The sequence below is a fragment of the Streptomyces sp. NPDC096311 genome, from assembly GCF_044763085.1.
Taxonomy (GTDB): domain Bacteria; phylum Actinomycetota; class Actinomycetes; order Streptomycetales; family Streptomycetaceae; genus Streptomyces.
Genome location: NZ_JBIWFN010000020.1, coordinates 42077 through 65351, shown reverse-complemented (window position 1 = coordinate 65351; position 23275 = coordinate 42077). Strand labels below are relative to the sequence as shown.

Below are 23275 nucleotides of genomic sequence, written 5' to 3'. Positions count from 1 at the left end.
GGGCCAATTTAGACGGTCTCGCGAGGGGAGCCGATGTGTGACTGCGCACTGTTTCGGCGCCTGTGTTCAGGAGGAGTTCGGCAATATCCGCCGGGCGGTAGGGAACACCGGGCTCGAGCAGCGCCGCGGGTACCGACGCCGAGGTGCGTGGGTCGGCTCTGTGCGGCAGGCGCGTGCGGTGGCCGAGGCGAAGGTCGAGCACTCCTGGCCGAAGGCCGCGCCGTCCCACATTCTTCAGCAGACGCTCCGGGACGTGGACACAGCGTGCCGCAGGCATGGCACATTCCGCGGGCGAGGGAAGTCCAAGCAGCGATGGCAGCCCTCGGGGTGGGTGACCTTTCGGTGGTCCCGCTCGCTCGGCGGCGCGGTGAAATCAGCCACCGTGACCCGCGACGGCAAACACTGGTACGTCAGCTTTCTGGTGGAGGACGGCGTCAAGGCACCCGCCGTGTCGCTGGAGCGCCGCCGGAGGGGTGGAGACCGGGGAGTCGTCACTCCGGCCGCCACCAGTGACGGCCAATTCCTTGACCGTGGCTTCGTCTCTCCTGGTGAGGCCGCACGGTACCGGCGCCTCCAGCAGCGGCTTGCCCGCACGCGGAAGGGATCCGAGAGGCGAAGGGCCTGCCGGGCGAAGATGCGGGTCATCATGCGCGGGGTCCGTGACCGGCGCCAGGACTTCCATGCGCAGAGCGCCCGTCAGATGGTGGACGGCAATGCCCTCGTGGTCCTCGAAGACCTCAACATCGCGGCCATGACCGCCACTGCCAGGGGATCCGTGGCGGAGCCCGGTGTCAGAGTTCGGCAGAAGTACGGACTCAACCCTGCCATCCTGGACAAAGGCTGGCATTCCTTCGAGTTGGCGGTCCGCAACCGTGCCCGACGTACCGGCGCCACGGTGCGCACGGTGAATCCCGCTCGTACGTCAACGACGTGCCCTGTCCGTGGGCATGTGCATCCGGACAATCGCAAGAGTCGAGCGAGGTTCGTGTGCACCGCCTGCGGTCACGAGGAGCACGCTGACACGGTCGGCGCGAAGGACACACCGGCCCGCGGGCATGCGGGTCACAGGCCGTGGAGACCTCGGCGTCAGCCGGTCCGTGAAGCGCCAACCAGCGTGAAACCGCAAGGAATTAACGCACCGACCGCCTAGGTCGGAATCCCCTTGACTTCGGTCGGGGGAGGATCGCCAAGTCCGTCGGTTGAGACGTGACGACCGTCTCACGGCGTGAGACCGTGACACGCATTACTAACTCGTCACACAGGCCCTCACGAGCGCTAGTGTCCGCCCGAGAGGCAGACATATACACCGCGTCAGGGGAGTCGCACAGTGGCAGGGAAGCTCGCCGTCATCGGAGCCGGGCTCATGGGGTCCGGTATCGCCCAGGTGTCCGCGCAGGCGGGCTGGGACGTCGTTCTGCGGGATGTCACCGACGAGGCGCTCACGCGAGGCCTCGACGGCATCAAGGCCTCCTACGACAAGTTCGTGAGCAAGGGCAGGCTGGAGGCGCACGACGCCGATGCCGCGCTCGGCCGGATCACCGCGACCACCGATCTCGACGCCGCCGCGGACGCGGACATCGTCGTCGAGGCCGTCTTCGAGAAGCTCGAGGTCAAGCACGACATCTTCCGCGCGCTCGACAAGATCGTGCGGGACGACACCGTGCTCGCCTCGAACACCTCCGCCATCCCGATCACCAAGATCGCCGCGGCCACCGAGCGCCCGGAGCGGGTCGTCGGCGTCCACTTCTTCTCGCCCGTACCGATGATGCAGCTGTGCGAACTGGTGCGCGGCTACAAGACGAGCGACGAAACCCTCGCCACCGCACGGGAGTTCGCCGAGTCCGTCGGCAAGACCTGCATCGTCGTCAACCGTGACGTGGCCGGCTTCGTGACGACCCGTCTCATCTCGGCGCTCGTCGTCGAGGCCACCAAGCTGTACGAGTCCGGCGTGGCCACCGCCGAGGACATCGACCTCGCCTGCAAACTGGGCTTCGGCCACGCCATGGGCCCGCTCGCCACGGCCGACCTCACAGGCGTCGACATCCTCCTGCACGCCACCGGCAACATCTACACCGAGACCCAGGACGAGAAGTTCGCCCCGCCGGAGCTGATGCGCCGGATGGTTGACGCCGGTGACATCGGGCGCAAGAGCGGGCAGGGCTTCTACAAGCACTGAATCAAGCGAGTCATCCAGCATCACCCGTCACGGAAACCGCACGTGCCTCTGGGGTGTCACCCCATGAGGTGAATTCGGTATCGGTTCGCTTACAGACGGCAACCTCTGCGGCCTCAAGCCAGTCAGACGGTGCACACGCACAACGCGGACCGACACCGACACTGACGCAGAGAGACTGACGCAGAGTACGAGACGCACTCTCGGGGAGCGCATATGTACATCAGGGGCGACCACGCCGAGCTGGTCGTCGGGGGCCGCCTCGACGTACGCAGCGCGGCGGACGCCCGTACGGTCCTGCACTCGGCCGTCGACGACGGAGTCGGCGACCTGGTGCTGGACCTGTCCGAGCTGGACTCCTGGGACGCCACCGGCCTCGGTGTCATCATGGGGGCCCACCGAAGGGCCGGGCGGTGCGGCCGGCGGCTCGTGCTGCGCCGCGTGCCACCGCAGATGCAGCGCCTGCTGGTGGCCACCCGGCTGCACCGGATCCTCGCGATCGAGGGCGGCATCGGAGTCGAGTCACTGCCCCGGGTGTGACCCGGCGTACGCCTCCTGAGCGGCGTACGCACCGCATCTCGCGCACAATCCTCACGAGACTGTGACGTCTCGGACGGCGCGGTACCCCGGCCTGTCGGAGATACTGTGCGAAGGTTTAGGGTTCGGCTGCCCGCCACCCGAAACCCTACGAGCGGGCACCGGACCAGAAGCGACAGCGCGGTGTGCAGCAAGGCCGGGAGGGGCCTGGGTCCTTGTCACCGGACTCCCGGCGACAAGATCCGCACACGACGCTTTTGGGGGGCTTGGAACATGGACCCGATCAACCGGGGACCCGAAGAGTACGGCCATGACGACGACGGCCAGGCGCCTCGCTCGCGCCCACCGCGTGATGCGCTCACCGCCGACCTGGGTCAGCACACACCCGCACTCGCCCGTACCGTCCAACTCGTCTCGGGCGACTTCCTGCTCACGGTCAACCCCGTCGACGGCAGCGAGATAGAGGTCTGCCCGCCGGGAGAGCGACCGCAGCGGCCCACGAAGTTCAGCGCCGCCGAGCGAGCCGATCTGGCCCGCGCCGCCCTGCCGCCCGTACCGCCGGGCCCCGCCCAGCCCCGACTGCCGCTCCTGGAGCGCCAGGAGGAGCGCGAGCGGCTCGTCCGCCTGCTGGCGCGCGGGCGCTCCGTACGCCTCACCGGCCCCGCCGGCTCCGGCCGCACCAGCCTGCTCGACGCCGTCGCCGACGACTGCGCGGACCTCGCCCCCGACGGCGTCGTCCGCCTCTGCGGATACCGGCGCACGGCGACCGACCTGCTGCACGACCTGTTCGCCGCCGTCTACAACGCGCCCCTGTACCGCCCCGAACGGGACGAACTGCTCGAACTCGTCCACGGGATCGGCGCCGTCGTCGTCCTCGACGACGTGGAGATCGGCGGCACCGCGCTCGACGAACTCCTCGACGCCACCCCCGAGTGCGCCTTCGCCATCGCCGCGACTCCCGACGTCCCCGCGCCTTCCACCGACTCCCTCCTCGAAGAGGTCTTCCTCGGCGGACTCGACCGCAGCGGCGGCCTCGAGCTCCTGGAGCGGACCGTCGGACGCGTGCTGACCGAGGAGGAGGCGAACTGGGCGGGCGACCTCTGGTTCGAGTCCGAGGGTCTGCCGCTGCGCTTCATGCAGGCCGGCGCCCTGCTGCGACAGCGCGACAACTTGCAGGCCAAGGAGAACGCCTTCGACGACTTCGGCGTCTTCCAGGACGCCCCGGTCGATCTGCCGGTCGACGCGCCGTTCGAGGCCGCCGACGGCCACGACGTACCGCTGCCCTCGCTCGCCGAGGGGGCCGCGCCCGCCGCGCTGCTCGCCTCCCGCCTCAGCGGGTCGGCCCGCGCCACCCTGCGCTTCGCCATCGCGCTCGGCGGTGAGGTGCCGCACCAGACGCATCTGCCCGCCCTCGTGGACGACACCCACGCCGACGCCGCGCTCGCCGAACTGGCGGGCTGCGCGCTGGTCTCCCCGGTCGGCTCCCGCTACCGGCTCGCCGCCGGTGTGCGGGCCCAGCTGGAGGCCGCCGGATACGCCGACGGGCTGGAGGAGCAGGCCCGCATCGCGGCCCAGCACTACACCTGGTGGGCCGGACATCCCTCGGTCACCCCGGAGAGGGTCTGCGCCGAGGCCGACGCCGTGCTCGCCGCTCTCACCGTCCTGGTCCCGCTCACCACGGCCCCGGCCGACGAGCAGGACGAGAGCGTCGTCGTGCAGCTGGCCCGCACGGCCGCGCCCGCCTTCGCCGCGGGACTGAACTGGAACGCCTGGGAGCGCGCGCTGCGCTCCGGCGCGGAGGCCTCCCGGCTCGCCGGCGAGGTCGGCGAACAGGCCTACTTCCACCACGAGTTGGGCATCCTCGCGCTCTGCGGCGGTCAGCTGGACCGGGCCCGCGCCGAGCTGGAGTCCTCCATCGGGCTGCGCGGTGCCCTCGCCGACAAGCGTGGCACCGTCGCGGGCCGCCGGGCCCTCGCGCTGGTCGCCGACCGCTCCGGAGCCGTACTGCCCGGCGGGCGCACGGCGGCGGGCGAGGAGGTACCCGACGCGCGGCACGAGGAGTCGGCATCGCCGCCCGGCGGCGTACCGGCCGCGTTCGTGCTCTCCGCTCCGGTCGGGGAGCCCTCGACGCTGGTCACCTACCGGGCCGAACCGGGTCCGGCGTCGAAGCGCGTGGGCGTGGGCAGTCGTCTGGTGGCCGGCACCCGGCGCAACCTGGTGGCCGCGGGCGCGGGCGCGCTGCTCGTCGCGGTGCTCGGCACCGTGGTGACGCTCGGCGCGACCTCGAACAACAACACCGACAACCCGTCCGAGAAGGTCGGGGTCAACCCCTCGGCCAGCCAGGGCGGCCAGGACGACAGCCTCGGCGCCGACAAGGCGAAGAAGGGCGGCGGGGACAGCGGTGACGCGGGCGTGGTGACCACGCCGACGGATCCGGGCCCCGACGGCACGTACGGGACCTCGGACGACCCGACGCCGCCGACGAGCACGAGCGGGCGGCCTTCGAGCAGTCCGAGTGGGACGCACAGCGGGGGCGGTACGTCGACGTCGCCGTCCAAGTCGACGTCCAAGCCGCCGACGTCCAAGCCGTCGACCTCGCCGAAGCCGTCGACGAGCCCTTCGCCGTCGGTTTCGACGGATCCCTCGCCGTCGACGTCGCCCTCCGCGACCGCCACCACCCCGACGACGCCACCGTCCACCTCGAACACCGCCAGCGGCCCCGCCTCCAGCGTCCCCGCGAGCACCACTGCCAGCGCTCCGCAAGGCAGTTCTGTGAGCGTTCCGGCGAGCAGCGGCGCCGCCGGGTCGCCGAACGGTTCGGTGATCTGAGCACCACGACAACAGTGAGGGCCGGGTCCGATTTCGGACCCGGCCCTCACTTCTGACCGGTGAACTACATGGCCGATTGAGTCAAAGTCGTTCGAATCAGAACAACCGCAGCTTGTCGTCCTCGATGCCCCGCAACGCGTCGTAGTCCAGGACCGTGCAGCCGATGCCGCGGTCGGTGGCGAGGACGCGGGCCTGCGGCTTGATCTCCTGCGCGGCGAAGACGCCACGGACCGGCGCGAGGTGCGGGTCGCGGTTGAGCAGCTCCAGGTAGCGGGTGAGCTGCTCCACGCCGTCGATCTCGCCGCGGCGCTTGATCTCGATGGCGACGGTCCGGCCCTCGCCGTCGCGGCACAGGATGTCGACGGGGCCGATGGCCGTCATGTACTCGCGGCGGATGAGCGTGTAGCCCTCGCCGAGCGTTTCGATGCGGTCCGCGAGGAGCTCCTGGAGGTGCGCTTCCACGCCGTCCTTGATCAGGCCGGGGTCCACGCCGAGTTCGTGCGAGGAGTCGTGGAGGACTTCCTCCATCGTGATGATGAGCTTCTCGCCCGCCTTGTTGATGACGGTCCAGACGCCCTCCTCGTCGCCCGAGCCCTCCTTCAGGGTGCAGGGCGGCGACATCCAGTTGAGGGGCTTGTAGGCCCGGTCGTCAGCGTGGATCGAGACGCTGCCGTCCGCCTTCACCAGGATGAGACGGGGGGCCGACGGGAGATGGGCGGTGAGCCGGCCCGCGTAGTCAACGGAGCAGCGGGCAATGACGAGACGCATGGTCCGCAACGCTACTCGACGGGCAGAGGTCCACGCGATTCGCCCTGGAAGACGCCTGTTCGGTCGTGGCTGATTGTGGGCCTACTGGGAGTTCGCTATGTGCGCATTCTCCTGGTGCCGTCACCGTACGTTGCTTACCGTATAAACGGGAGGTCGCGATGCGTGTACTCAGAGTGTTCGACATCGCGAATGTCCCTTACCTGTCCGGCAACCCCCGAGGTCTGGGGGTGCGAGAGGAGAACCCATGTCGCTCGACGTCTCACCGGCCCTACTCGAGAAGGCCGAGCGAGGCGAGGTCGACGAAGCAGAATTCGTCGACTGCGTCCGGACCTCCCTGCCCTACGCATGGGAGATGATCAGCTCCCTGGTGGCTCAGCTGAAGGTGGACGGCGGCAACTTCGCCGACAACCAGACGCCTCCGCCGGACGAGCAGGCGCGTGGCCAGCTGCTGCGTGCGCTCGCGAGTGACGCGATACGCGGCGCGCTGCAGCGGCACTTCGGTGTGCGGCTGGCCTTCCAGAACTGCCATCGGGTGGCGGTGTTCCCACTGGACACCTCAGTGGACGACACACTGGCACGCTTCACCTCGGTGCGCAGTCAGCTGCTGAATCAGTCGCCGGAGTTCCGAGACTGCTGACGTGACGCCTTGATGCCGCATTGCTTGCCGCTCTGTACGCGGGAGGTGCATCTGTACGGGGCGGCAGGCTCCCCCGGGTCCCCGGGTCCCCTGGCCGACGGCGGGACGCGGATCGTGGGTGGGTGGGTGTGTGCGTCGGGTCAGGGAGACCGGGTTTTGTCCGGGCCGCGGGGCGGGACAAAGCCGGTTGTGGGGCCCTGGAGACCCTTGGTGGGCCCAGGGCGCCCGCACCCTCTCCCGGGCCCACGCCGTCCGCGGTGACCTGTCTCAGCCGAGGTGGGGGAGTACCTCGGAGCCGAGTCGTTGGACGTTCTCCTCTGTCGCCGCCAGGTCCCCGGAGCCCTCGACGAGGAGGGCGAAGCGGGAGATGCCGGTGCGCTCCGAGGTGGCCGCGAGACGGTCGGCGCACAGGCGCGGCGTGCCCACCGGGTGCAGCCCGCACAGGAGTTCCGTGTACGCCAGCGGGTCCCGCATCGCGCGGGCGCGGCCGTCGACCGTCACATGCGCGTCCAGCCCCTGCCTCAGCCAGCCCGGCATCGCCTTGAGGAGTGTCTCGACGGCGTCGGTGCGCCGGTCCGCGATCTGGCAGACGCCGGCCGACACATGGGCCGCCCCGAGGATCTCGTCCGTCGAATGGCCCGCCACACGCGCCAACTGTCGCCACAGGGATACCATTTCGGCCTTCTCCTCGTCACCGACGTGCATACCGAGGAGCATCGGCAGCCCCCGCTCGGCGGCGAGCCGCACGCTCGCCGGCGAGGTGCACGCGACGACGACCTCGGGGCCGGGGGAGCCGCTCAGTGACTCCGACGGCCGGGGCACGACGGGCACTTCGCGGAACCTGAACCGCTCGCCCCGCCCTTCCACGGACGGCTCGCGCAGCCAGCGCACCAGCAGATCGAGTGATTCCGGGAACCCCTTCTCGTATGCCTCCAGGCCCGCGCCGAAGACCTCCAGGTCCACCCAGGGCCCGCCCCGCCCCACGCCCAGCATGAAACGGCCGCCGGACGTCACGTGCAGCAGCGCGGCCTGCTCACCGAGGGCGACGGGGTGGACGGTGGGCAGTACGCTCACCGCCGTACCCACGCGGATGCGGCTGGTGCGGCCCAGCAGCAGGGCGGCCAGGGTGACCGCCGACGGGCACGTCCCGTACGGCACGAAGTGGTGCTCGGCCAGCCACACCGCGTCGAGCCCGGCCTCTTCGGCGACCTCGGCCGTGCGCACCGCGCGGTGCAGGGCCTCCCCCTGGCCCTGGCCCGGGAACTGGGCTGCCAGTACAAAACTTCCAACGTGCATGGTGCTTTCCTGCTTCCTCGGCTCCGACGCGGAGCTCCCCCACCGGCATAACCGCCCGACACGTGCCGAGGACACGGCCTGTCGGAGGGATTTGCGGATTGTCTGCAGAATGAGCCGACGGGAGGGCGATCTGAGGGGGTTGGTGGGGTACGGCTACCCCTGTCCGCTCCGCGTAGGCTGGAGCAGACCCTGCTTCCTGTATAGCTCCGTGAGGTGTCCTGTGTCCCCGCGTCGCAACCGTCCCAAGGGTTCCGACCCCTCCGACCGGAGCGCGGAGGACGACCGCTCCGCGCGGTACGGCGGCTGGCAGTCCACGGAGAGCTGGCAGGGCGAGGAGTGGAGCGTGCGTCATGTGGCGGGCGCCAGCGCCGAGGGCAAGACCTACCGCTGCCCGGGCTGCGACCAGATGATCCCCTCCGGCGTCCCGCACGTGGTGGCCTGGCCGGAGCACTCGGGCGTCGACGAGCGCCGCCACTGGCACAAGGCCTGCTGGAACGCGAAGGACCGCCGCACCTCAAGGGTGCAGCGGTCCCGTAACGCGCCCAGGTTCTAGGCCACTTCGGGCCGGAGCGGACTCACACGTCCCGGCGCTCCAGCAGCAGGTACGCGCCGGCGATCGCGGCCGCCGTCACCCCGGCGAGCAGGCCGAGCTGCGCGCCGCCGCCGCTGCTCTCGTTGTCCAGCGCGAACATCCTGGCGAGGGCGTTGGGAGCGGCGTACTCCTGCATCTTCTCGCCGATCGTGCGCATGCTCTGCGACATCATCAGGAACGCGGGCAGGATCGCGGGCACCAGCACGACGCCGAGCATCGTGGTGATCGCGCCCGCCGAGTGCCGCAGCATCGAGCCCACCGCGAGGGACAAGACGCCCAGGAGCGAGACGTACAGCGCGCCCTTGACGACCGTGCCGCCCCACGAGACGTTCGAGGAGCCGCTGTGCATGGCCGAGGTCATGAGGCCGACCAGGCCGATGGAGAACACCGAGACGGCGAACGCCACCGCGAAGAAGATGATCAACTTGGCGGTGAGCACCCGGTGGCGCTGCGGCGAGGCCGTGAACGTCGTGCGGATCATGCCCGTGCCGTACTCGGAGGAGACGACCAGGACGCCCAGCGTGATCAGGCAGATCTGGCCCAGGATCAGCCCGAAGAAGGCCGGGATCGTGTACGGCACGTCGGTGAAGTCGGAGTCTTGGGTCTGCGCGGCGACCAGGAAGCCGATGCCGACCACCAGGAGCAGGAAGATGCCGAGCGTCCAGAGCGTCGAGCGCACGGACTTGATCTTCGTCCACTCGGAAGTGAGCGCGTGGCCGAGGTGGGTGCGGGTGACCGGGATCGGCGAGCTGTACGAAGTGCCGGGCGCCGCCTGCCAGGTGGGGGCAGCGGCGGCCTGCTGCGGCATCGGGGGCGGGGGCGTGCTCATCGGGCGTCCTCGGGCTTGGTCAGGTCGGGGGTGGCGGCAGCGGCCGGCGCCGGGGGCGCGACGGGCGGCTGCGCGGGGGTCTGGGGAGCGGGCTGGGCGTACGGGTTGACGTCCGCGGCGCCCGGCGCACCCGGGATGCCCGGAGCGCCGTAGGGACCCGCCTGCGGGGTGCCCTGGGGCATCGCGAACGGCTGCCCGCCCTGCTGGGGTGGCGGCGGTGCGTACCAGCCCGGCTGGCCCTGTCCCGCGACCGGCAGCTGCGGCGGCGGCATGGCACCCGGCGGCAGCTCCTGCTGGAGCCCGGCCTTCTGGTCGATGGTCGAGCGGTAGTCGACGGCGCCCTGTGTCATCCGCATGTACGCCTCCTCCAGCGAGGCCTGGTGCGGCGACAACTCCCACAGGCGTACGTCGGCGGAGTGCGCGAGGTCGCTGATGCGGGGCAGCGGCAGTCCCATCACGCGCAGGGCGCCGTCCTGCTCGGGCAGCACCTGGCCGCCGGCCTCGGTCAGCGCCGCGGTGAGCTTCTCGCGCTGCTGCGGCTCGGTCTCCGGGGTGCGGACCCGGGCGAAGTCGGCCGAGTTGTGCGAGATGAAGTCCTTGATGCTCTGGTCGGCGAGCAGCTGACCGCGGCCGATCACGATCAGGTGGTCGGCGGTCAGCGCCATCTCGCTCATCAGGTGCGAGGAGACGAAGACGGTGCGGCCCTCCGCCGCGAGCGCCTTCATCAGGTTGCGGACCCACAGGATGCCCTCGGGGTCGAGGCCGTTGACCGGCTCGTCGAAGAGCAGCACCTGAGGGTCGCCGAGGAGCGCGGCGGCGATGCCGAGCCGCTGTCCCATGCCGAGCGAGAAGCCCTTGGAGCGCTTCTTGGCCACGTCCTGCAGCCCGACCACGCCGAGCACCTCGTCGACCCGGCGGGCCGGGATGCCCGACAGCTGGGCGAGGCAGAGCAGGTGGTTGCGGGCGTGCCGGCCGCCGTGCACGGCCTTGGCGTCGAGGAGCGCGCCGACCTGACGGGGGGCGTTGGGCAGCTTGCGGTAGGGGAAGCCACCGATGGTGACCTGCCCCGAGGAGGGGTTGTCGAGGCCGAGGATCATCCGCATCGTCGTCGACTTGCCCGAGCCGTTGGGCCCGAGGAAGCCGGTGACGGCACCCGGCCGCACCTGGAAGGAAAGGTTGTACACGGCCGTCTTGGCGCCGTAGCGCTTCGTCAGGCCGACTGCCTCGATCATGCTCCGCACCCATCGAAAGGTTCAGGACGTCGGGGCGCACGCCCCCGTAAGGGTTAGGAGGATAGCGGGGCGCTGACGGTTCCACTCAAGAGGAAGTAAAAATGTGCAGGTCACGCGGGGGACGGGCGGGAGAACGCTCTTACCTGGGGCCTTACCCGCACCCTACCTTTGTCAGGTACCCGTCCCGCCTGGTCAGGCTGGAAACGGAACCTCCGCACCCGATACCGAACACGCCTCACGCCCGACGGGGCAGCGAGTCGTCCAGCGGCGGCAGATCGTCGTACAGTCGCAGCTCGGACGCGTCGTCGACGTACGGCAGGAAGTCCGTCTGCGGCAGTACCCAGCCCTCCTCACCGAAGACCAGCGTGCCCCGCTCGCGCAGCGCGCGGTCGGCTCCTGCGCGCCGTACCCAGGTGGCCGGGTCGGGGCCGAGCAGTTCGCGCAGCCGGGCGGAGTCGGCCAGCAGCGCGGCGAGCAGCTGCGCCTGGTCGCCGCCGCCCGGACGCGGCTGCCCGGTGGCCGGATCGGCGAGCACTCCGTGCGCGCTGAAGTAGATGTACGCGCCGCCGAGCCGCTCCCCGGAGGGCATCGTCATCGCGAACGCGTCGCCCGGGAGTATCGCCCGTCGGTAGTCCGGGAACTCGGTGTCGTCGACCGCCTTCAGCTGCGTCGAGTCCAGCCAGGTGACGACGAGCATGGTCTCGGCGCGCGGGTCGACGTACGGCGTCCCCGCCACGTACCCCGCCGGACTGATGTGTCCCGAGCAGCCCACCCCGATGCCGTGCACCCGCACCGGCACCATCGGCACCGCCGCCGGGATGCCGAGCCGGGCCAGCTTGTGGGCGACCTGGCCGGGGGAGGCGTTGGAGCCGACGGCGATCACCGGGTGGCGGTGCCCGGTGCCGACCTGGCCGAGGTCGGCGAGCGCCTCGTCGAGCCGCTGCTGCTCCTGGCGCTCCTCCACGTACCACTCGCCGAGCCGCAGTGGCCGCACGTCGAGCTGGAGCAGTTCGCCGCCGGTGAGCAGCGAGGGCTCGGTGGTGGGACGGCCGGGATAGGTGAGCGGCTGCTTCGCGGGCACGTCGTCCAGGCCCAGCGCCTGCAGGCTTCGGTCCTTCGTCGTCACGGTGACGCCCTTCGGGGGTGGTCGCGCGATACCGGCAACAGCGTTCCACGCGAGTTGTACCCGGGACGGGGCCTGGTCTCCCCGTCTGGGCGGGGTTGGCCGGAACGGACACCGGGAATCATGCCGTCCCATTGTACGAGTGGGGGCGAAGTGGGTTACGGGGGACGTGAGTTGAGGTTGATGAGACGCGGGTGGAGTCGGGTGGGGTCCTCGGGGCGGGGACGGGCCCATCCGCGCTTCCGTACGTCCGTTCGCTGGTGGATCGCCGGACGTACCGTCCACGCCCTCCTCCTGATGACGCTGGGCGCGCTGGCCGGGCTCTCCGTCGTCATCGCGACCGCGTGGACGCTGACCGAGCACTCGTCGAGGTCGATGGCGCAGCGGTTCTCGAACGGGGAGCGGCTCCTCGACCTCAGCCTCGCGGTGCTGCGGGCGAGTGTCGGTACGGACAATCTCAGCCCCGAGCCGGACAGCACCGCGCACCAGCTGCTCGCCACGGTCGCCTCCGTCACGGGCTCCCTGGTGCCCGCGGTGCTGCTGGGCATCGTCCTGATCAAGATGTTCGCGCTGCGGCCGTTCGTCTGGCGGCAGCGGGCCAGCGTCTCGCACGCCTGGACCGCGGACTTCCCCGGCTACTCGAGGCGCCACGCCGACAGTGAGGACGCGATCATCGCCGTCCGCTTCTACAACCGCTTCGACAACCTGTCCGTCGTGGATCTGCGTGCCCGGGCCCATCTGCGCTACCTGGAGCGCTCCCCGCACGACGGCAGCCTGGTCATCTACAAGCAGTGGCTGAAGGTACTGGACGCGCAGGGCGAACCGGCCGACGAGCGGTACTGGCTCGCGGTCGAGCGCGGGGCGCCGTTCACCGTGTGGATACCGGTCGAGGCACCGGTGGCCGAACTGCCGTTCCGGCGTATCCAGGGCAAGGAGCTGTCCGGCTCTCACGGCGTCAAGCTCCTCGTCCGGCTGACGGCGCGGACCGTGGGCCTGGGCACCGAGGTCGCCGACGAGCGCTGGTTCGACCTGGAGGCGGGCGACTTCGAACTCGGCCGCTTCGTGCCGCTCCAGCCGGACCTGGACAAGGACGTGTGGCGCTGGGAGGGCTGGACGGACTTCGACGCCCTGGAACCCCACCCGAACGGAGAGGACCCCAGGCCCTAGGCGTCCCGCCTCTTCAGCAGCAGATAGCCCCCGAGGAGCGCCGCGACCACCCACAGGACCATGATCGCCAGGCCGCCCCAGGGTCCGTACGGGGTGTCGTCGCCGATCGGGGTCACCACCCGCATGATCTTGCTGCCGGCCTGGTCGGGCAGATAGCGGCCGATCTTCTTGGTCGCGGACACCGCGCCGAGGATGTTGGAGATCAGGAAGAAGAACGGCATGAGGATGCCGAGCGAGAGCATCGGGCTGCGCAGCATCGTCGCGACGCCCATCGAGAAGACCGCGATCAGCGTCATGTAGAGGCCGCCGCCGATCACCGCGCGCAGCACCCCGGAGTCGCTGATCGACGCGCTGTGCGTGCCGAGCGCCGCCTGTCCCAGGAAGAAGGCGATGAAGCTGGTGATCATGCCGACGGCGAGGGCGAGGCCCGTCGCCACCGCGATCTTGCCGAAGAGGAACGTGCCGCGCTGCGGGACCGCGGCCAGCGAGGTGCGGATCATCCCGGTGCTGTACTCGTTGCCGATCACGAGCACCCCGAACACGATCATCGCGAGCTGACCGAGGGTCATCCCCGCGAAGCTGATGAACGTCGGGTCGAAGGAGAGCCGGTCCTTGTCGCCCATCTTGTCGAACTCGTTGTTCGACAGCAGCGAGATCAGGATGCCCAGCGCGATCGTGACCACCGCGGCGAGACTGAGCGTCCAGACGGTGGACGCGACGGACCGGATCTTGGTCCACTCGGACTTGAGGACCTGGGTCGCCGCCATGCTCAGGTCTCCTTGTTCCAGCCGCCGCCCCACTGCCGGGGTGGGGCATCGGTGTGCGCGTGGTACTCCACCGACTCCGCGGTCAGCTGCATGAACGCCTCCTCCAGGGAGGCCTGCTGGGGGCTCAGCTCGTGCAGCACGATCTGGTGCTGCGCGGCCAGCTCACCGATCTGCTCCGACTTCGCGCCGTCCACCTCCAGCGCCCCGCTGCCGCTCTCGACGACGGTGATCCCCGCCCCGTGCAGGACATCGAGCAGCCGTTCACGCTGGGGGGAGCGGATACGGACGTACGACCGCGAGTTCTGCGCGATGAAGTCGGCCATGGAGGTGTCCGCGAGGAGGCGGCCCTGGCCGATGACGACGAGGTGCTCCGCGGTCAGCGCCATCTCGCTCATGAGGTGACTCGACACGAAGACCGTACGGCCCTGGCCGGCCAGCGACTTCATCAGGTTGCGGATCCAGTGGATGCCCTCGGGGTCGAGGCCGTTGACCGGCTCGTCGAACATCAGGATCCGCGGGTCGCCGAGCAGCGCGCCCGCGATGCCGAGTCGTTGGCCCATGCCGAGCGAGAAGCCCTTGGCCTTCTTCCTGGCCACCGAGGTGAGACCCACGGTGTCGAGGACCTCGTCCACCCGCGCCTTGGGGATGCCGTTGCTCTGGGCGAGACAGAGGAGGTGGTTGAAGGCGCTGCGGCCGCCGTGCATGGCCTTGGCGTCCAGCAGGGCGCCGATGTACTTCAGCGGGTCCTTGAGGTGGTCGTAGTGCTGACCGTCGATGCGTACGTCGCCCGCGGTGGGGCGGTCGAGGCCGAGCATCATCCGCATCGTCGTGGACTTGCCCGCGCCGTTCGGACCGAGGAACCCCGTGACGATACCGGGTCTGACGGTGAAGGTCAGATGATTGACCGCCACCTTCTCGCCGTACCGCTTGGTCAGCCCCTCTAGCTCGATCATGCGCACACGGTAGGACGCGCTCTGGGGCCGTGCCACTTGGGCGGCCGTGTGTTTGCCGCATGTTCACCGTCTCCGACTGCCGCCCCATCGTGGCTTGTCGAGCCCACGCGGCGGAGCCGCACCATGTCACAGCCGCGCGCCCCTCACGGGGCACGCCAACGGCCCGCGCTCCCGAGAAGAGAGCGCGGGCCGGAGTGCTGCCGGAAACTGCCGGAACCTACCGGGACTGCTGGGCCGGAACCCCGCGGGAGATCGGCTCGTCCTCGGCCGGCGTGGTGGCGGCGGCCACCGCGGCGCCCGTGAGCGTCGCGAGCATCTCGCGGACGTTCGTGAGCTGAGCGTTGATCGAGTCGCGACGGTTCGTCAGCGCCGCCAGCTCGCGCTCGGATTCCGAGCGGATGCGGTCGGCCTTGGCGTTCGCGTCGGCCACGATGTCCTCGGCCTGGCGCTGGGCCGTCTCCACCGTCTGGCGGGCGCGGCGCTCGGCGTCCGTGCGCAGCTTCTCGGCCTCCAGGCGGAGCTGCTCCGCGCGGTGCTCGATCTCCGCGAGGCGCTTCTCGGCCTTGGCCTGACGCGACGCGAGGTCACGCTCGGACTGCTCGCGGCGCTTGGCGAGGTTCGTCTCGAAGTCGGCGGCGGCCTGCGCGGCCTTGGCACGGGTCTCCTCGAAGAGGGCGTCCGCCTCCTCGCGCTTGGACTGCGCGTCCTTCTGCGCCTCCTGGCGCAGCTGGGAGGCGTCGCTCTTGGCCTTCTCGACGATCCGGACGCCCTCGTCCTCGGCCTTGGACTTGCGGTCTGCAGCGAACGATTCTGCGTCGTTGCGGACCTGCTGGGCGGCCGACTCGGCGAGCTCACGGTGCTGCTCGGACGCGCGACGGGCCTCCTCGCGCAGATCCTTCGCCTCCTCCTCGGCGAGGCGGAGGATCTTCTCGACACGCGCGCCGAGACCCGCGTACGACGGCTCGGCGTCGGTGACCTGGGCCTGGGCGTTCTGCGTCTCGAGGTGGAGTTCCTCGATGCGCTTTTCGAGAGCAGTGATACGGGCCAGAGCGCTGTCACGGTCGGAGACGAGCTTCGAAATGCGTTCGTCCACCTGAGCGCGGTCGTACCCACGCCGCACAAGCTCGAAGCCGTAGGGGGAAGTGTCGCTCATGGGGTTCCTGTCGAATGAGACCGGTGAGGTGATAGGGGGAATCCTAGGGGCCAAAGCGGTGTGTCATCGAGCGGATGCGTGTTTGATCTGGAGAATGAGACTCCTTTTGGGTGGCTAACTGTCAGACGGCTTGCCAGAACCTGTGGCAAAGGTCCGCACAAAGCACGGAATGGGCGGTTATGGCTAGCCTTCTGACGACTTGCCACTCGAACGAGTTGCGCCGGCGGCAGCGCCCGCTTTGACCCCACCGTCCTTGCCTGCGGACGGGGCCTCAAAGGACTCCAACGCCTCCAGGACATCCTGGACACGGGAGATCTCGGCGTTGATGTCCTCGCGCCGGCGGATCAGCACCTCCAGCTCGCGCTTGCCCTCCTCGACCGCGGCCCGCGCCTCGCGGATGGCCTCGGCCTTGATCTCCGTCGCCTCCGCGATGAGCGAGCTCTTCTTCTGCTCGGCCTCCTTGAGGAGCCCCTCGGCCTTCTTGACCGCGGCGATACGGACCTTGCTCGCCTCGGAGTTGGCCTCCGAGACCAGGTCCTTCGCCTTCGCCTCGGCCTCGGCGAGCTGGTCCTCGGCGGCCCGCACCAGCGCGTCGCAGCGCTCGCCGGCCGTCTTCATCGCCTCGGCCGACTCACGCCTGGCCCGCTCGTGCAGTTCCTCGATCTCGGTGGTGACGCGGTCGCGCAGCTCCTCCGCCCGCTCCCTTATGGCGGTCGCGTCCCGGCGCGCGCCGACCAGCAGCTCGTCCGCGTCCGCACGGGACCGCTCCACCAGGGTGTTGCCCTCGACGGTCGCCTCGGAGACCAGCCGCTCGGCCTCGTTGCGTGCCGCGCCCACCATCGTGTCGGCCTGCGACTCGGCGTCCGCCGTGGTCTTCTGCGCGCTCTGCTGCGCCTCGGCGAGCAGCTTGTCCGCCTCGGACGCCGTCTCCGAGATGAGGGTGTCGACCTGCTCGGCCGCCTCGGAGCGCCGCTTGTTGGCCTCCCGGCGTGCCGCGTCCAGCGTCCGGTCGGCCTCCTCGCGGGCACCGGAGGTGAGCCGCTCGGCCTCCGCCGCCGCCTCGGCCTTGACCCGCTCGGACTCGCTGCGGATCCGCTCGGCGTGCTGCTGCGCGGAACCGACCGTCTCGGCAGCCTCGGCCCGCAGCCGCTCCGCGTCCCCGGTCGCGTCCGAGACCAGCCGCTCGGCCTTGGCCACGGACTCCGCGCGCACGCGCTCGGCCTCGGCGTTCGTCTCGTTCGTCAGCCGCTCCGCCTCGGAGCGCGCCTCAGTGATGAGCGTGTCGACCTGCGTGGCCGCGTCCGAACGGATCCGGTTCGCGTCCTCCCGGGCCTCGGCACGGCTGCGCGAAGCGTCCTGCTCGGCGTTCGCGATGGTGTCGGAGGCCTCGGTGCGCACCCGCTGGGCGTGCTCGGCGGCTTCCGAACGCAGCCGCTCGGACTCGGCGATCGCCTCCGAAACCGTACGCTCCGCGAGCGACTTGGCGGCGTCCGTCTCCTCGGCCGCCTCGCGCCGGATACGGCTCGCGTCCTCGGAGGCCCGCTCCCGCTCCGCGTACGCGTCGGCGCGGACCCGGTCCGCCTCCTCCTGCGCCTCGGTCCTGGTCCGGTCCGCCGCGTGCTCGGCGGCGCTGCGCAGGCCGGTGATCTCCTCCTGGGCCTGCTCGTGCAGCCCCGCCACGGCGTCGCGCACCTGCTGCGCGGTCTGCTCGGCGCTGGAGACCATCTCGGTCGCGCGCCGGTCGGCCTCCTCGACCAGCCGTACGGCCTCGGCCTGGGCCTCGTCGACACGGTTGCGCGCGGAGGCGAGGAGCTCCTCGCTCTGCTCGCGGGCCCGCTCGCGCTCCTGGTCGGCCTCCTGGCGCGCGGAACCGAGGAGTTCGTCGGCCTCGCGGCGGCGCCGGGCGGCCTCCTCCTGGGCGGCGGCCAGTGTCTCCGCGCCCTCGGTGGCCAGCCGCTCGGCCGCGGCCTGCGCCTCGGCCCGTACCCGGTCGGCGCTGTCCTGGGCCTCCGACTTCAGCCGCTCGGCCTCCGCCGCGGCCTCCGACCGCAGTCGTACGGCGATGTTCTCGCCCTCGGCGCGCGACGCGGAGGCGTCCGCGGCGGCCTCGTCGCGCAGCCGCTCCGCCTCCGCCTCGGCCTGCGCCTGGAGCGTACGGATCCGCTCGGCGGCCTCCGAACGCAGCCGGTCGCTCTCCTCGGCGGCCTCGCGGCGGATCCGCTCGGCGTCCGCCCGTGCGTCGCTCAGCGCCTGCTCGGCCGAGGCGAGCCGCTGCTCGGTCTCGGTGTGCAGCCGGGTCAGCTCTTCGGCGGCTTCCGTCCGACGGGCCGCTATGGCTCGCTCGGTCTCCTCGCGCAGCGCCTCGGCGGCCCGCTCGGCCTCCGCCTTGATCGTGTCGGAGAGCTCGACGGCCTCCTCGCGGTTGCGCTCGGCCTCCTTGCGCGTGCGCTCCAGGGTCTCCTCGGCCTGGCGGCGCAGCGTCGTGGCGCGCTCGATGGCCTCGGTGCGCACCCGCTCGCTGTCGCCGGTGGCCGTGTTCCGCAGCTCGTCCGCGTCCGCCTTGGCCTTCGCGAGCAGCTCTTCGGCGGTCTTGGCCGCCTCCTCGATCTGCTGGACGGCCTCGCGCCGGGCCTCGGAGCGGATCCGCTCGCCCTCGGCGTTGGCGTCGGAGCGCAGCTGCTCGGCCTCGCCGCGCAGCCGGCGCGCCTCCTCCTGCAGCTCGACCGTCTTGGCGCGGTACTCCTTGGTGTCGTCCTTCGCCGTGCCCTTGAGCTGCTCGGCGATGTCGTGCGCCTCGGCACGCAGCCGGTCCGCCTCGGACTCCGCCTCGGTGCGGATCCGCTCGGCCTCCTCGGCCGCCGCCTTCCTGGTCGCCTTGGCGTCCTCGGACGCCTTGTTCAGGACGTCCTCGGCGGTACGGGCCGCCTTGGAGAGCTGGGAGGCGGTCTCCTCGGCGGTGAGGCTCCGCGCGGTCTCCTCGGCCTCCGCGACGATCTTCTCGGCCTTGGTCTTGGCGTCCGCGACGGCCTGCTCGGCGTCGGACTTGGTGGTCTCGGCCTCCTTGGTGGCCTCGCTGACCAGCCGGGCGACCTGTTCCTTCGCCGTCCGCGTGCGCTGCTCGTTCGCCGACTCGGCGCTCGCCAGGGCCTTGGCCGCGGTCTCCTTCGCCTCGGCGACGACCTTGTCCGCCTCGGTCCGCGCCTCGCGCAGCGCCGACTCGGCCTCCGTCATGCGCTGCTCGGCGGCCCGGCTGAGCTCGGTGGCCTGGCGGCGGGCGCTGTCCGACTCGTTCGCCGTGGAGCTGCGCAACTGCTCGGCGTGGTCGGTGGCCTCCTGGGCCTGCGTCGACGCGGCGTTCAGCAGCCGCTCGGCGTCCGTACGGGCCCGGCGCAGCAGCGCCTCGGCCTCCGCGCGGGCCGACTCGGCGTCGTTCGTCAGCCGCTGGCGGGCCTCGGCGGCGGTCCGCTCGGCCTCCGCACGGGCGGCACTCAGCGCCTGGTCCGCCTCCGCGCGCGACTCCTCCAGGAGCCGGCGGGCCTGCTGCTCGCTGCGGGCCCGCAGCTGCTCGGCCCACGCCACGTTCTCGTTGACGTGCGACTCGACGGTCTGACGGCGCTCGGCCAGCTCCTGATCGAGCTGCTGGCGGCGCGCCACCGCCTCCTGGTGCAGCTCGGCCTGCAACCGGGCGGCCTGCTCAGCGTGCTCCTGGAGGATGCGCTGCGTCTGCGCCCGGGCCTGGCTCATCTCGCGCTCGGCGTCGGCGCGCAGCTGATCGGCCTGGATCTGGGCATTACGGAGCAACTGCTCGGCCTGATAGCCGAGGTCGCCGCCGCTGTCGTAGGCAGGCCGGGTCGCCAGACTGCGGCGCGCCTCGTGCAGCTTGGCGCGCAGCACCTCGACCTGATAGCCGAGGTCCTCGGCGTGCTGGACGGCCTTCTCCCGCTCGGTCTTCAGCCGTTCCATCTCGGCCTCGAACCGAGAGAGGTGGTCGACGTCAGCCGCCGGCTCTCGCTCCTGGCGTTCGTAGCCCCGCACTGCGCGGTCCCATCCGTCCCCTGGTCGCAAGTCTCTCCAAACGAACCCCGTCCATCCGCCGAACGGGGCCCCCGGGGAATGGTGTCAGATCAACAGCGGAGCACGGGCTGCCGCCCCGACGCTCGTCCCCCGAAACCTGGACCCCGGCCCTTGACCACGCCGTCCTGAGGACGGCATGACCTCAGGGCCCGTCGCCGGACGGGCCCTGAGCCGCCCCGAAACGGCAGCGGCCACCCCCAACCCTACCGGCCCAGATATACGGAGGTCAGTGCTCAGGTGACTCAACAGCCGCCGAAGTGACCAGTTCTGTCAGGACACCATGGCAATCCTTTGGGTGAAGGAACGTGATTCGTGACCCCATGGAGCCGCGTCGGGGCTCGTCGTAGAGCACTCGTACGCCTTTCTCCCTGATATCGGCGGCATCGGCGTCGACGTCCGCCGTACCGAACGCGATGTGATGGACACCTTCGCCGTTCTTCGCCAGCCACTTCCCGACGGCCGAGTCCTCGCGGGTCGGCTCCAGGAGCTGGAGGTAGGAGGCGCCGCCGTCGGACGTCTCATTGATCTTGAGCATGGCCTCGCGGACGCCCTGCTCCTCGTTGACCTCGGAGTGGAAGACCTCGAAGCCGTACGTCGCCCGGTAGAACTCGACAGTCGCGTCGAGGTCGAAGCAGGCGATACCGATGTGGTCGATTCGCGTCAGCATGGAGTCAGTGCAGCGCTCATACGGCGGTTACGCAACGTGCGCGCGATCACACTGACTGCCGGATGACGGGTGGCCTACCGCTCAGTACATTCAAGTAAACCCTCGTTCACTCCTCGGCTGTGCAGCCGGTAAGGGGATCGCACCTCATGTCTGGAACGAACAGCAGTACCTCGGTGATCGTCGCGGGCGCCCGAACGCCCATGGGACGGTTGCTGGGCTCGCTGAAGTCCTTCTCCGGGGCCGACCTCGGAGGCTTCGCGATCAAGGCCGCCCTCGACCGTGCGGGGATCGGCGGCGACCAGGTGCAGTACGTGATCATGGGTCAGGTGCTGCAGGCCGGGGCGGGCCAGATCCCGGCGCGCCAGGCCGCGGTCAAGGCGGGCATCCCGATGAGCGTCCCGGCGCTCACGATCAACAAGGTGTGTCTGTCCGGCCTCGACGCCATCGCGCTCGCGGACCAGCTGATCCGCGCGGGTGAATTCGACATCGTGGTCGCGGGCGGCCAGGAGTCCATGACGAACGCGCCCCACCTGCTCCCCAAGTCCCGCGAGGGCTTCAAGTACGGCGCGATCGAGATGCTCGACGCGATGGCGTACGACGGTCTCACCGACGCCTTCGAGAACATCGCGATGGGCGAGTCGACGGAGAAGCACAACACACGCCTGGGCATCGCCCGCCCGGAGCAGGACGAGATCGCGGCCCTCTCCCACCAGCGTGCGGCCACCGCCCAGAAGAACGGCATCTTCGAGGCGGAGATCACGCCCGTGGAGATTCCGCAGCGCAAGGGCGAGCCCGTCGTCTTCAGCAAGGACGAGGGCATCCGCGCCGAGACGACGGCGGAGTCGCTGGCCAAGCTGCGCCCCGCCTTCACCCGGGACGGCACGATCACGGCGGGCACCTCCTCGCAGATCTCCGACGGCGCCGCGGCCGTGGTCGTGATGAGCAAGACCAAGGCTCAGGAGCTCGGCCTCCAGTGGATCGCCGAGATCGGCGCGCACGGGAACGTCGCGGGTCCGGACAACTCCCTCCAGTCCCAGCCCTCGAACGCGATCCTGCACGCCCTGAAGAAGGAGGGCCTCGACGTCTCCGACCTCGACCTGATCGAGATCAACGAGGCGTTCGCCGCGGTCGCCGTGCAGTCAATGAAGGACCTCGGCGTATCCACGGAAAAGGTGAACGTCAACGGTGGTGCCATCGCCCTCGGTCACCCGATCGGGATGTCCGGCGCCCGTCTCGTGCTGCACCTCGCCCTGGAGCTCAAGCGGCGCGGCGGCGGGGTCGGCGCGGCGGCGCTGTGCGGTGGCGGCGGGCAGGGTGACGCGCTGATCGTGCGGGTACCCAAGGCCTGAAGCCGTTGTCTCTTTCCTGAACGGATCTGAACGGAGCTGTGATGCAGGACGTCTCCTCGCTGGTGGCCCAGGCCAGGGAAGGCAGGCCGCGGGCCGTGGCCCGGCTGATCTCCCTGGTGGAGGGGGCGTCCCCGCAGTTGCGCGAGGTCATGGCAGCGCTGGCCCCGCTGACCGGCAACGCGTACGTCGTCGGGCTCACCGGCTCTCCGGGCGTGGGCAAGTCGACCTCGACCTCGGCGCTGGTGACCGCGTACCGGCGGCAGGGCAAGCGGGTGGGGGTCCTGGCCGTCGACCCGTCCTCGCCGTTCTCCGGAGGCGCCCTGCTCGGCGACCGTGTGCGCATGTCCGAGCATGCCTCCGACCCCGGCGTCTACATCCGCTCGATGGCCACGCGAGGCCATCTGGGCGGGCTGGCCTGGGCGGCCCCCCAGGCCATCCGCGTCCTGGACGCGGCGGGCTGTGACGTGATCCTGGTGGAGACGGTCGGTGTGGGCCAGTCGGAGGTGGAGATCGCGTCCCAGGCCGACACCTCGGTGGTCCTGCTCGCCCCCGGCATGGGTGACGGCATCCAGGCGGCGAAGGCCGGAATCCTGGAGATCGGCGACGTGTACGTGGTGAACAAGGCCGACCGGGACGGTGCCGACGCGACCGCGCGTGAGCTGAACCACATGCTCGGGCTCGGCGAGTCCCGGGGCCCCGGGGACTGGCGGCCGCCGATCGTCAAGACGGTCGCGGCGCGGGGCGAGGGCATCGACGAGGTCGTCGAGGCCCTGGAGAAGCACCACGCCTGGATGGAGGAGCACGGTGTCCTCGGCGAGCGCCGCCTCGCCCGGGCGTCCCAGGAGGTCGAGACGATCGCCGTCACGGCGCTGCGCCGGCGTATCGGTGACCTTCACGGTGATCGCCGTCTCAGTGCGCTCGCGGAGCGGATCGTGGCGGGCGAGCTGGATCCCTACCGGGCGGCGGACTCATTGGTGGAGGGCCTGACGGAGGCCTGAGCCGGGGGTTCCTCACCCCCGGGCGCGTTCCTCGCCTGCGGGCCGGTGGGGGCTGGTCGCGCAGTTCCCCGCGCCCCCTGGGTCGGGGCTTCGCCCCGGATCCTGGTTTGCGCGTCTTCGTTTGGCTGCGG

The 23275-nt window shown here is 70.7% G+C and carries 19 protein-coding genes; 9 read left to right on the top strand and 10 right to left on the bottom strand.

Features of this window, described 5'->3' with window-relative positions; translation table 11 throughout:
- The first annotated feature begins 37 nt into the window (after nt 1-37).
- From ACIRA5_RS39655 to ACIRA5_RS39640, 4 genes are all read left to right on the top strand, one after another.
- Nucleotides 38-1150 carry an RNA-guided endonuclease InsQ/TnpB family protein gene (locus tag ACIRA5_RS39655; RefSeq protein ID WP_403699354.1) on the top strand — a complete coding sequence of 371 codons (1113 nt, stop codon included), beginning with the start codon at nt 38-40 and terminating at the stop codon, nt 1148-1150.
- 177 nt (nt 1151-1327) lie between these two features.
- Nucleotides 1328-2176, top strand: coding sequence for a 3-hydroxyacyl-CoA dehydrogenase family protein (locus ACIRA5_RS39650; RefSeq protein WP_099943350.1), 849 nt, complete (start codon nt 1328-1330; stop codon nt 2174-2176).
- 213 nt (nt 2177-2389) lie between these two features.
- Nucleotides 2390-2713 carry an STAS domain-containing protein gene (locus ACIRA5_RS39645; protein ID WP_030596935.1) on the top strand — a complete coding sequence of 108 codons (324 nt, stop codon included), beginning with the start codon at nt 2390-2392 and terminating at the stop codon, nt 2711-2713.
- 270 nt (nt 2714-2983) lie between these two features.
- On the top strand, nt 2984-5539 hold the full coding sequence (locus tag ACIRA5_RS39640) for an ATP-binding protein (RefSeq protein ID WP_403699352.1): 2556 nt from the start codon (nt 2984-2986) through the stop codon (nt 5537-5539).
- Nucleotides 5540-5635: 96 nt separating this feature from the next.
- Here ACIRA5_RS39640 and nucS read toward each other — a convergent pair whose 3' ends face one another.
- Nucleotides 5636-6307, bottom strand: a complete 672-nt coding sequence (gene nucS / locus ACIRA5_RS39635) for an endonuclease NucS (RefSeq protein WP_168511249.1) — start codon at nt 6305-6307, stop codon at nt 5636-5638.
- Between the two features lie 244 nt (nt 6308-6551).
- Here nucS and ACIRA5_RS39630 point away from each other — a divergent pair, with 244 nt between their 5' ends.
- Complete coding sequence (locus tag ACIRA5_RS39630; protein ID WP_067369067.1) at nt 6552-6944, top strand: SCO5389 family protein; 393 nt, start codon at nt 6552-6554, stop codon at nt 6942-6944.
- Between the two features lie 267 nt (nt 6945-7211).
- Here the strand turns inward: ACIRA5_RS39630 and ACIRA5_RS39625 are convergent, their stop codons facing one another.
- Nucleotides 7212-8240: an LLM class flavin-dependent oxidoreductase gene (locus tag ACIRA5_RS39625; RefSeq protein WP_403699350.1), complete on the bottom strand. Its 1029-nt coding sequence runs from the start codon at nt 8238-8240 to the stop codon at nt 7212-7214.
- A 220-nt stretch (nt 8241-8460) separates the two neighbouring features.
- On the opposite strand from ACIRA5_RS39625, the gene ACIRA5_RS39620 reads away from it, so the two are divergent.
- A complete protein-coding gene (locus ACIRA5_RS39620) occupies nt 8461-8793 on the top strand; it encodes an ATP/GTP-binding protein (RefSeq protein ID WP_403699348.1) in 333 nt (110 codons plus the stop codon).
- Nucleotides 8794-8815: 22 nt separating this feature from the next.
- Here ACIRA5_RS39620 and ACIRA5_RS39615 read toward each other — a convergent pair whose 3' ends face one another.
- The 3 genes from ACIRA5_RS39615 to ACIRA5_RS39605 form a co-directional block, all read right to left on the bottom strand.
- The gene (locus ACIRA5_RS39615) at nt 8816-9661 is read right to left on the bottom strand and encodes an ABC transporter permease (RefSeq protein WP_403699346.1); all 846 of its coding nucleotides are present in this window, start codon (nt 9659-9661) and stop codon (nt 8816-8818) included.
- Nucleotides 9658-10893 carry an ABC transporter ATP-binding protein gene (locus ACIRA5_RS39610; RefSeq protein ID WP_403699344.1) on the bottom strand — a complete coding sequence of 412 codons (1236 nt, stop codon included), beginning with the start codon at nt 10891-10893 and terminating at the stop codon, nt 9658-9660. Before ACIRA5_RS39610 ends, ACIRA5_RS39615 begins: the two co-directional genes overlap by 4 nt.
- A 235-nt stretch (nt 10894-11128) precedes the next feature.
- Nucleotides 11129-12019, bottom strand: coding sequence for a hypothetical protein (locus tag ACIRA5_RS39605; protein WP_403699342.1), 891 nt, complete (start codon nt 12017-12019; stop codon nt 11129-11131).
- Nucleotides 12020-12220: 201 nt separating this feature from the next.
- Here ACIRA5_RS39605 and ACIRA5_RS39600 point away from each other — a divergent pair, with 201 nt between their 5' ends.
- Nucleotides 12221-13183, top strand: coding sequence for a hypothetical protein (locus ACIRA5_RS39600; RefSeq protein ID WP_403699341.1), 963 nt, complete (start codon nt 12221-12223; stop codon nt 13181-13183).
- Here the strand turns inward: ACIRA5_RS39600 and ACIRA5_RS39595 are convergent.
- The 5 genes from ACIRA5_RS39595 to mce all read right to left on the bottom strand — a co-directional run bounded on the left by ACIRA5_RS39595 (nt 13180) and on the right by mce (nt 20797).
- On the bottom strand, nt 13180-13950 hold the full coding sequence (locus ACIRA5_RS39595; protein WP_403699339.1) for an ABC transporter permease: 771 nt from the start codon (nt 13948-13950) through the stop codon (nt 13180-13182). The genes ACIRA5_RS39600 and ACIRA5_RS39595 overlap by 4 nt on opposite strands.
- A gap of 2 nt (nt 13951-13952) precedes the next feature.
- Nucleotides 13953-14903, bottom strand: coding sequence for an ABC transporter ATP-binding protein (locus ACIRA5_RS39590; RefSeq protein WP_403699338.1), 951 nt, complete (start codon nt 14901-14903; stop codon nt 13953-13955).
- A gap of 217 nt (nt 14904-15120) precedes the next feature.
- Complete coding sequence (locus ACIRA5_RS39585; protein WP_095852560.1) at nt 15121-16056, bottom strand: cellulose-binding protein; 936 nt, start codon at nt 16054-16056, stop codon at nt 15121-15123.
- Nucleotides 16057-16239: 183 nt separating this feature from the next.
- On the bottom strand, nt 16240-20091 hold the full coding sequence (gene scy, locus ACIRA5_RS39580; RefSeq protein WP_403699336.1) for a polarized growth protein Scy: 3852 nt from the start codon (nt 20089-20091) through the stop codon (nt 16240-16242).
- Between the two features lie 265 nt (nt 20092-20356).
- Nucleotides 20357-20797 (bottom strand): methylmalonyl-CoA epimerase, encoded by a 441-nt coding sequence (gene mce / locus ACIRA5_RS39575; protein WP_054233200.1) that lies wholly within the window; start codon nt 20795-20797, stop codon nt 20357-20359.
- Between the two features lie 146 nt (nt 20798-20943).
- Between mce and ACIRA5_RS39570 the strand changes: the two genes are divergently transcribed.
- Together ACIRA5_RS39570 and meaB are read left to right on the top strand one after the other, a co-directional pair.
- Nucleotides 20944-22146: an acetyl-CoA C-acetyltransferase gene (locus tag ACIRA5_RS39570; RefSeq protein ID WP_099943358.1), complete on the top strand. Its 1203-nt coding sequence runs from the start codon at nt 20944-20946 to the stop codon at nt 22144-22146.
- A 41-nt stretch (nt 22147-22187) separates the two neighbouring features.
- Complete coding sequence (gene meaB / locus ACIRA5_RS39565; RefSeq protein ID WP_352051547.1) at nt 22188-23144, top strand: methylmalonyl Co-A mutase-associated GTPase MeaB; 957 nt, start codon at nt 22188-22190, stop codon at nt 23142-23144.
- Nucleotides 23145-23275 lie beyond the last annotated feature (131 nt).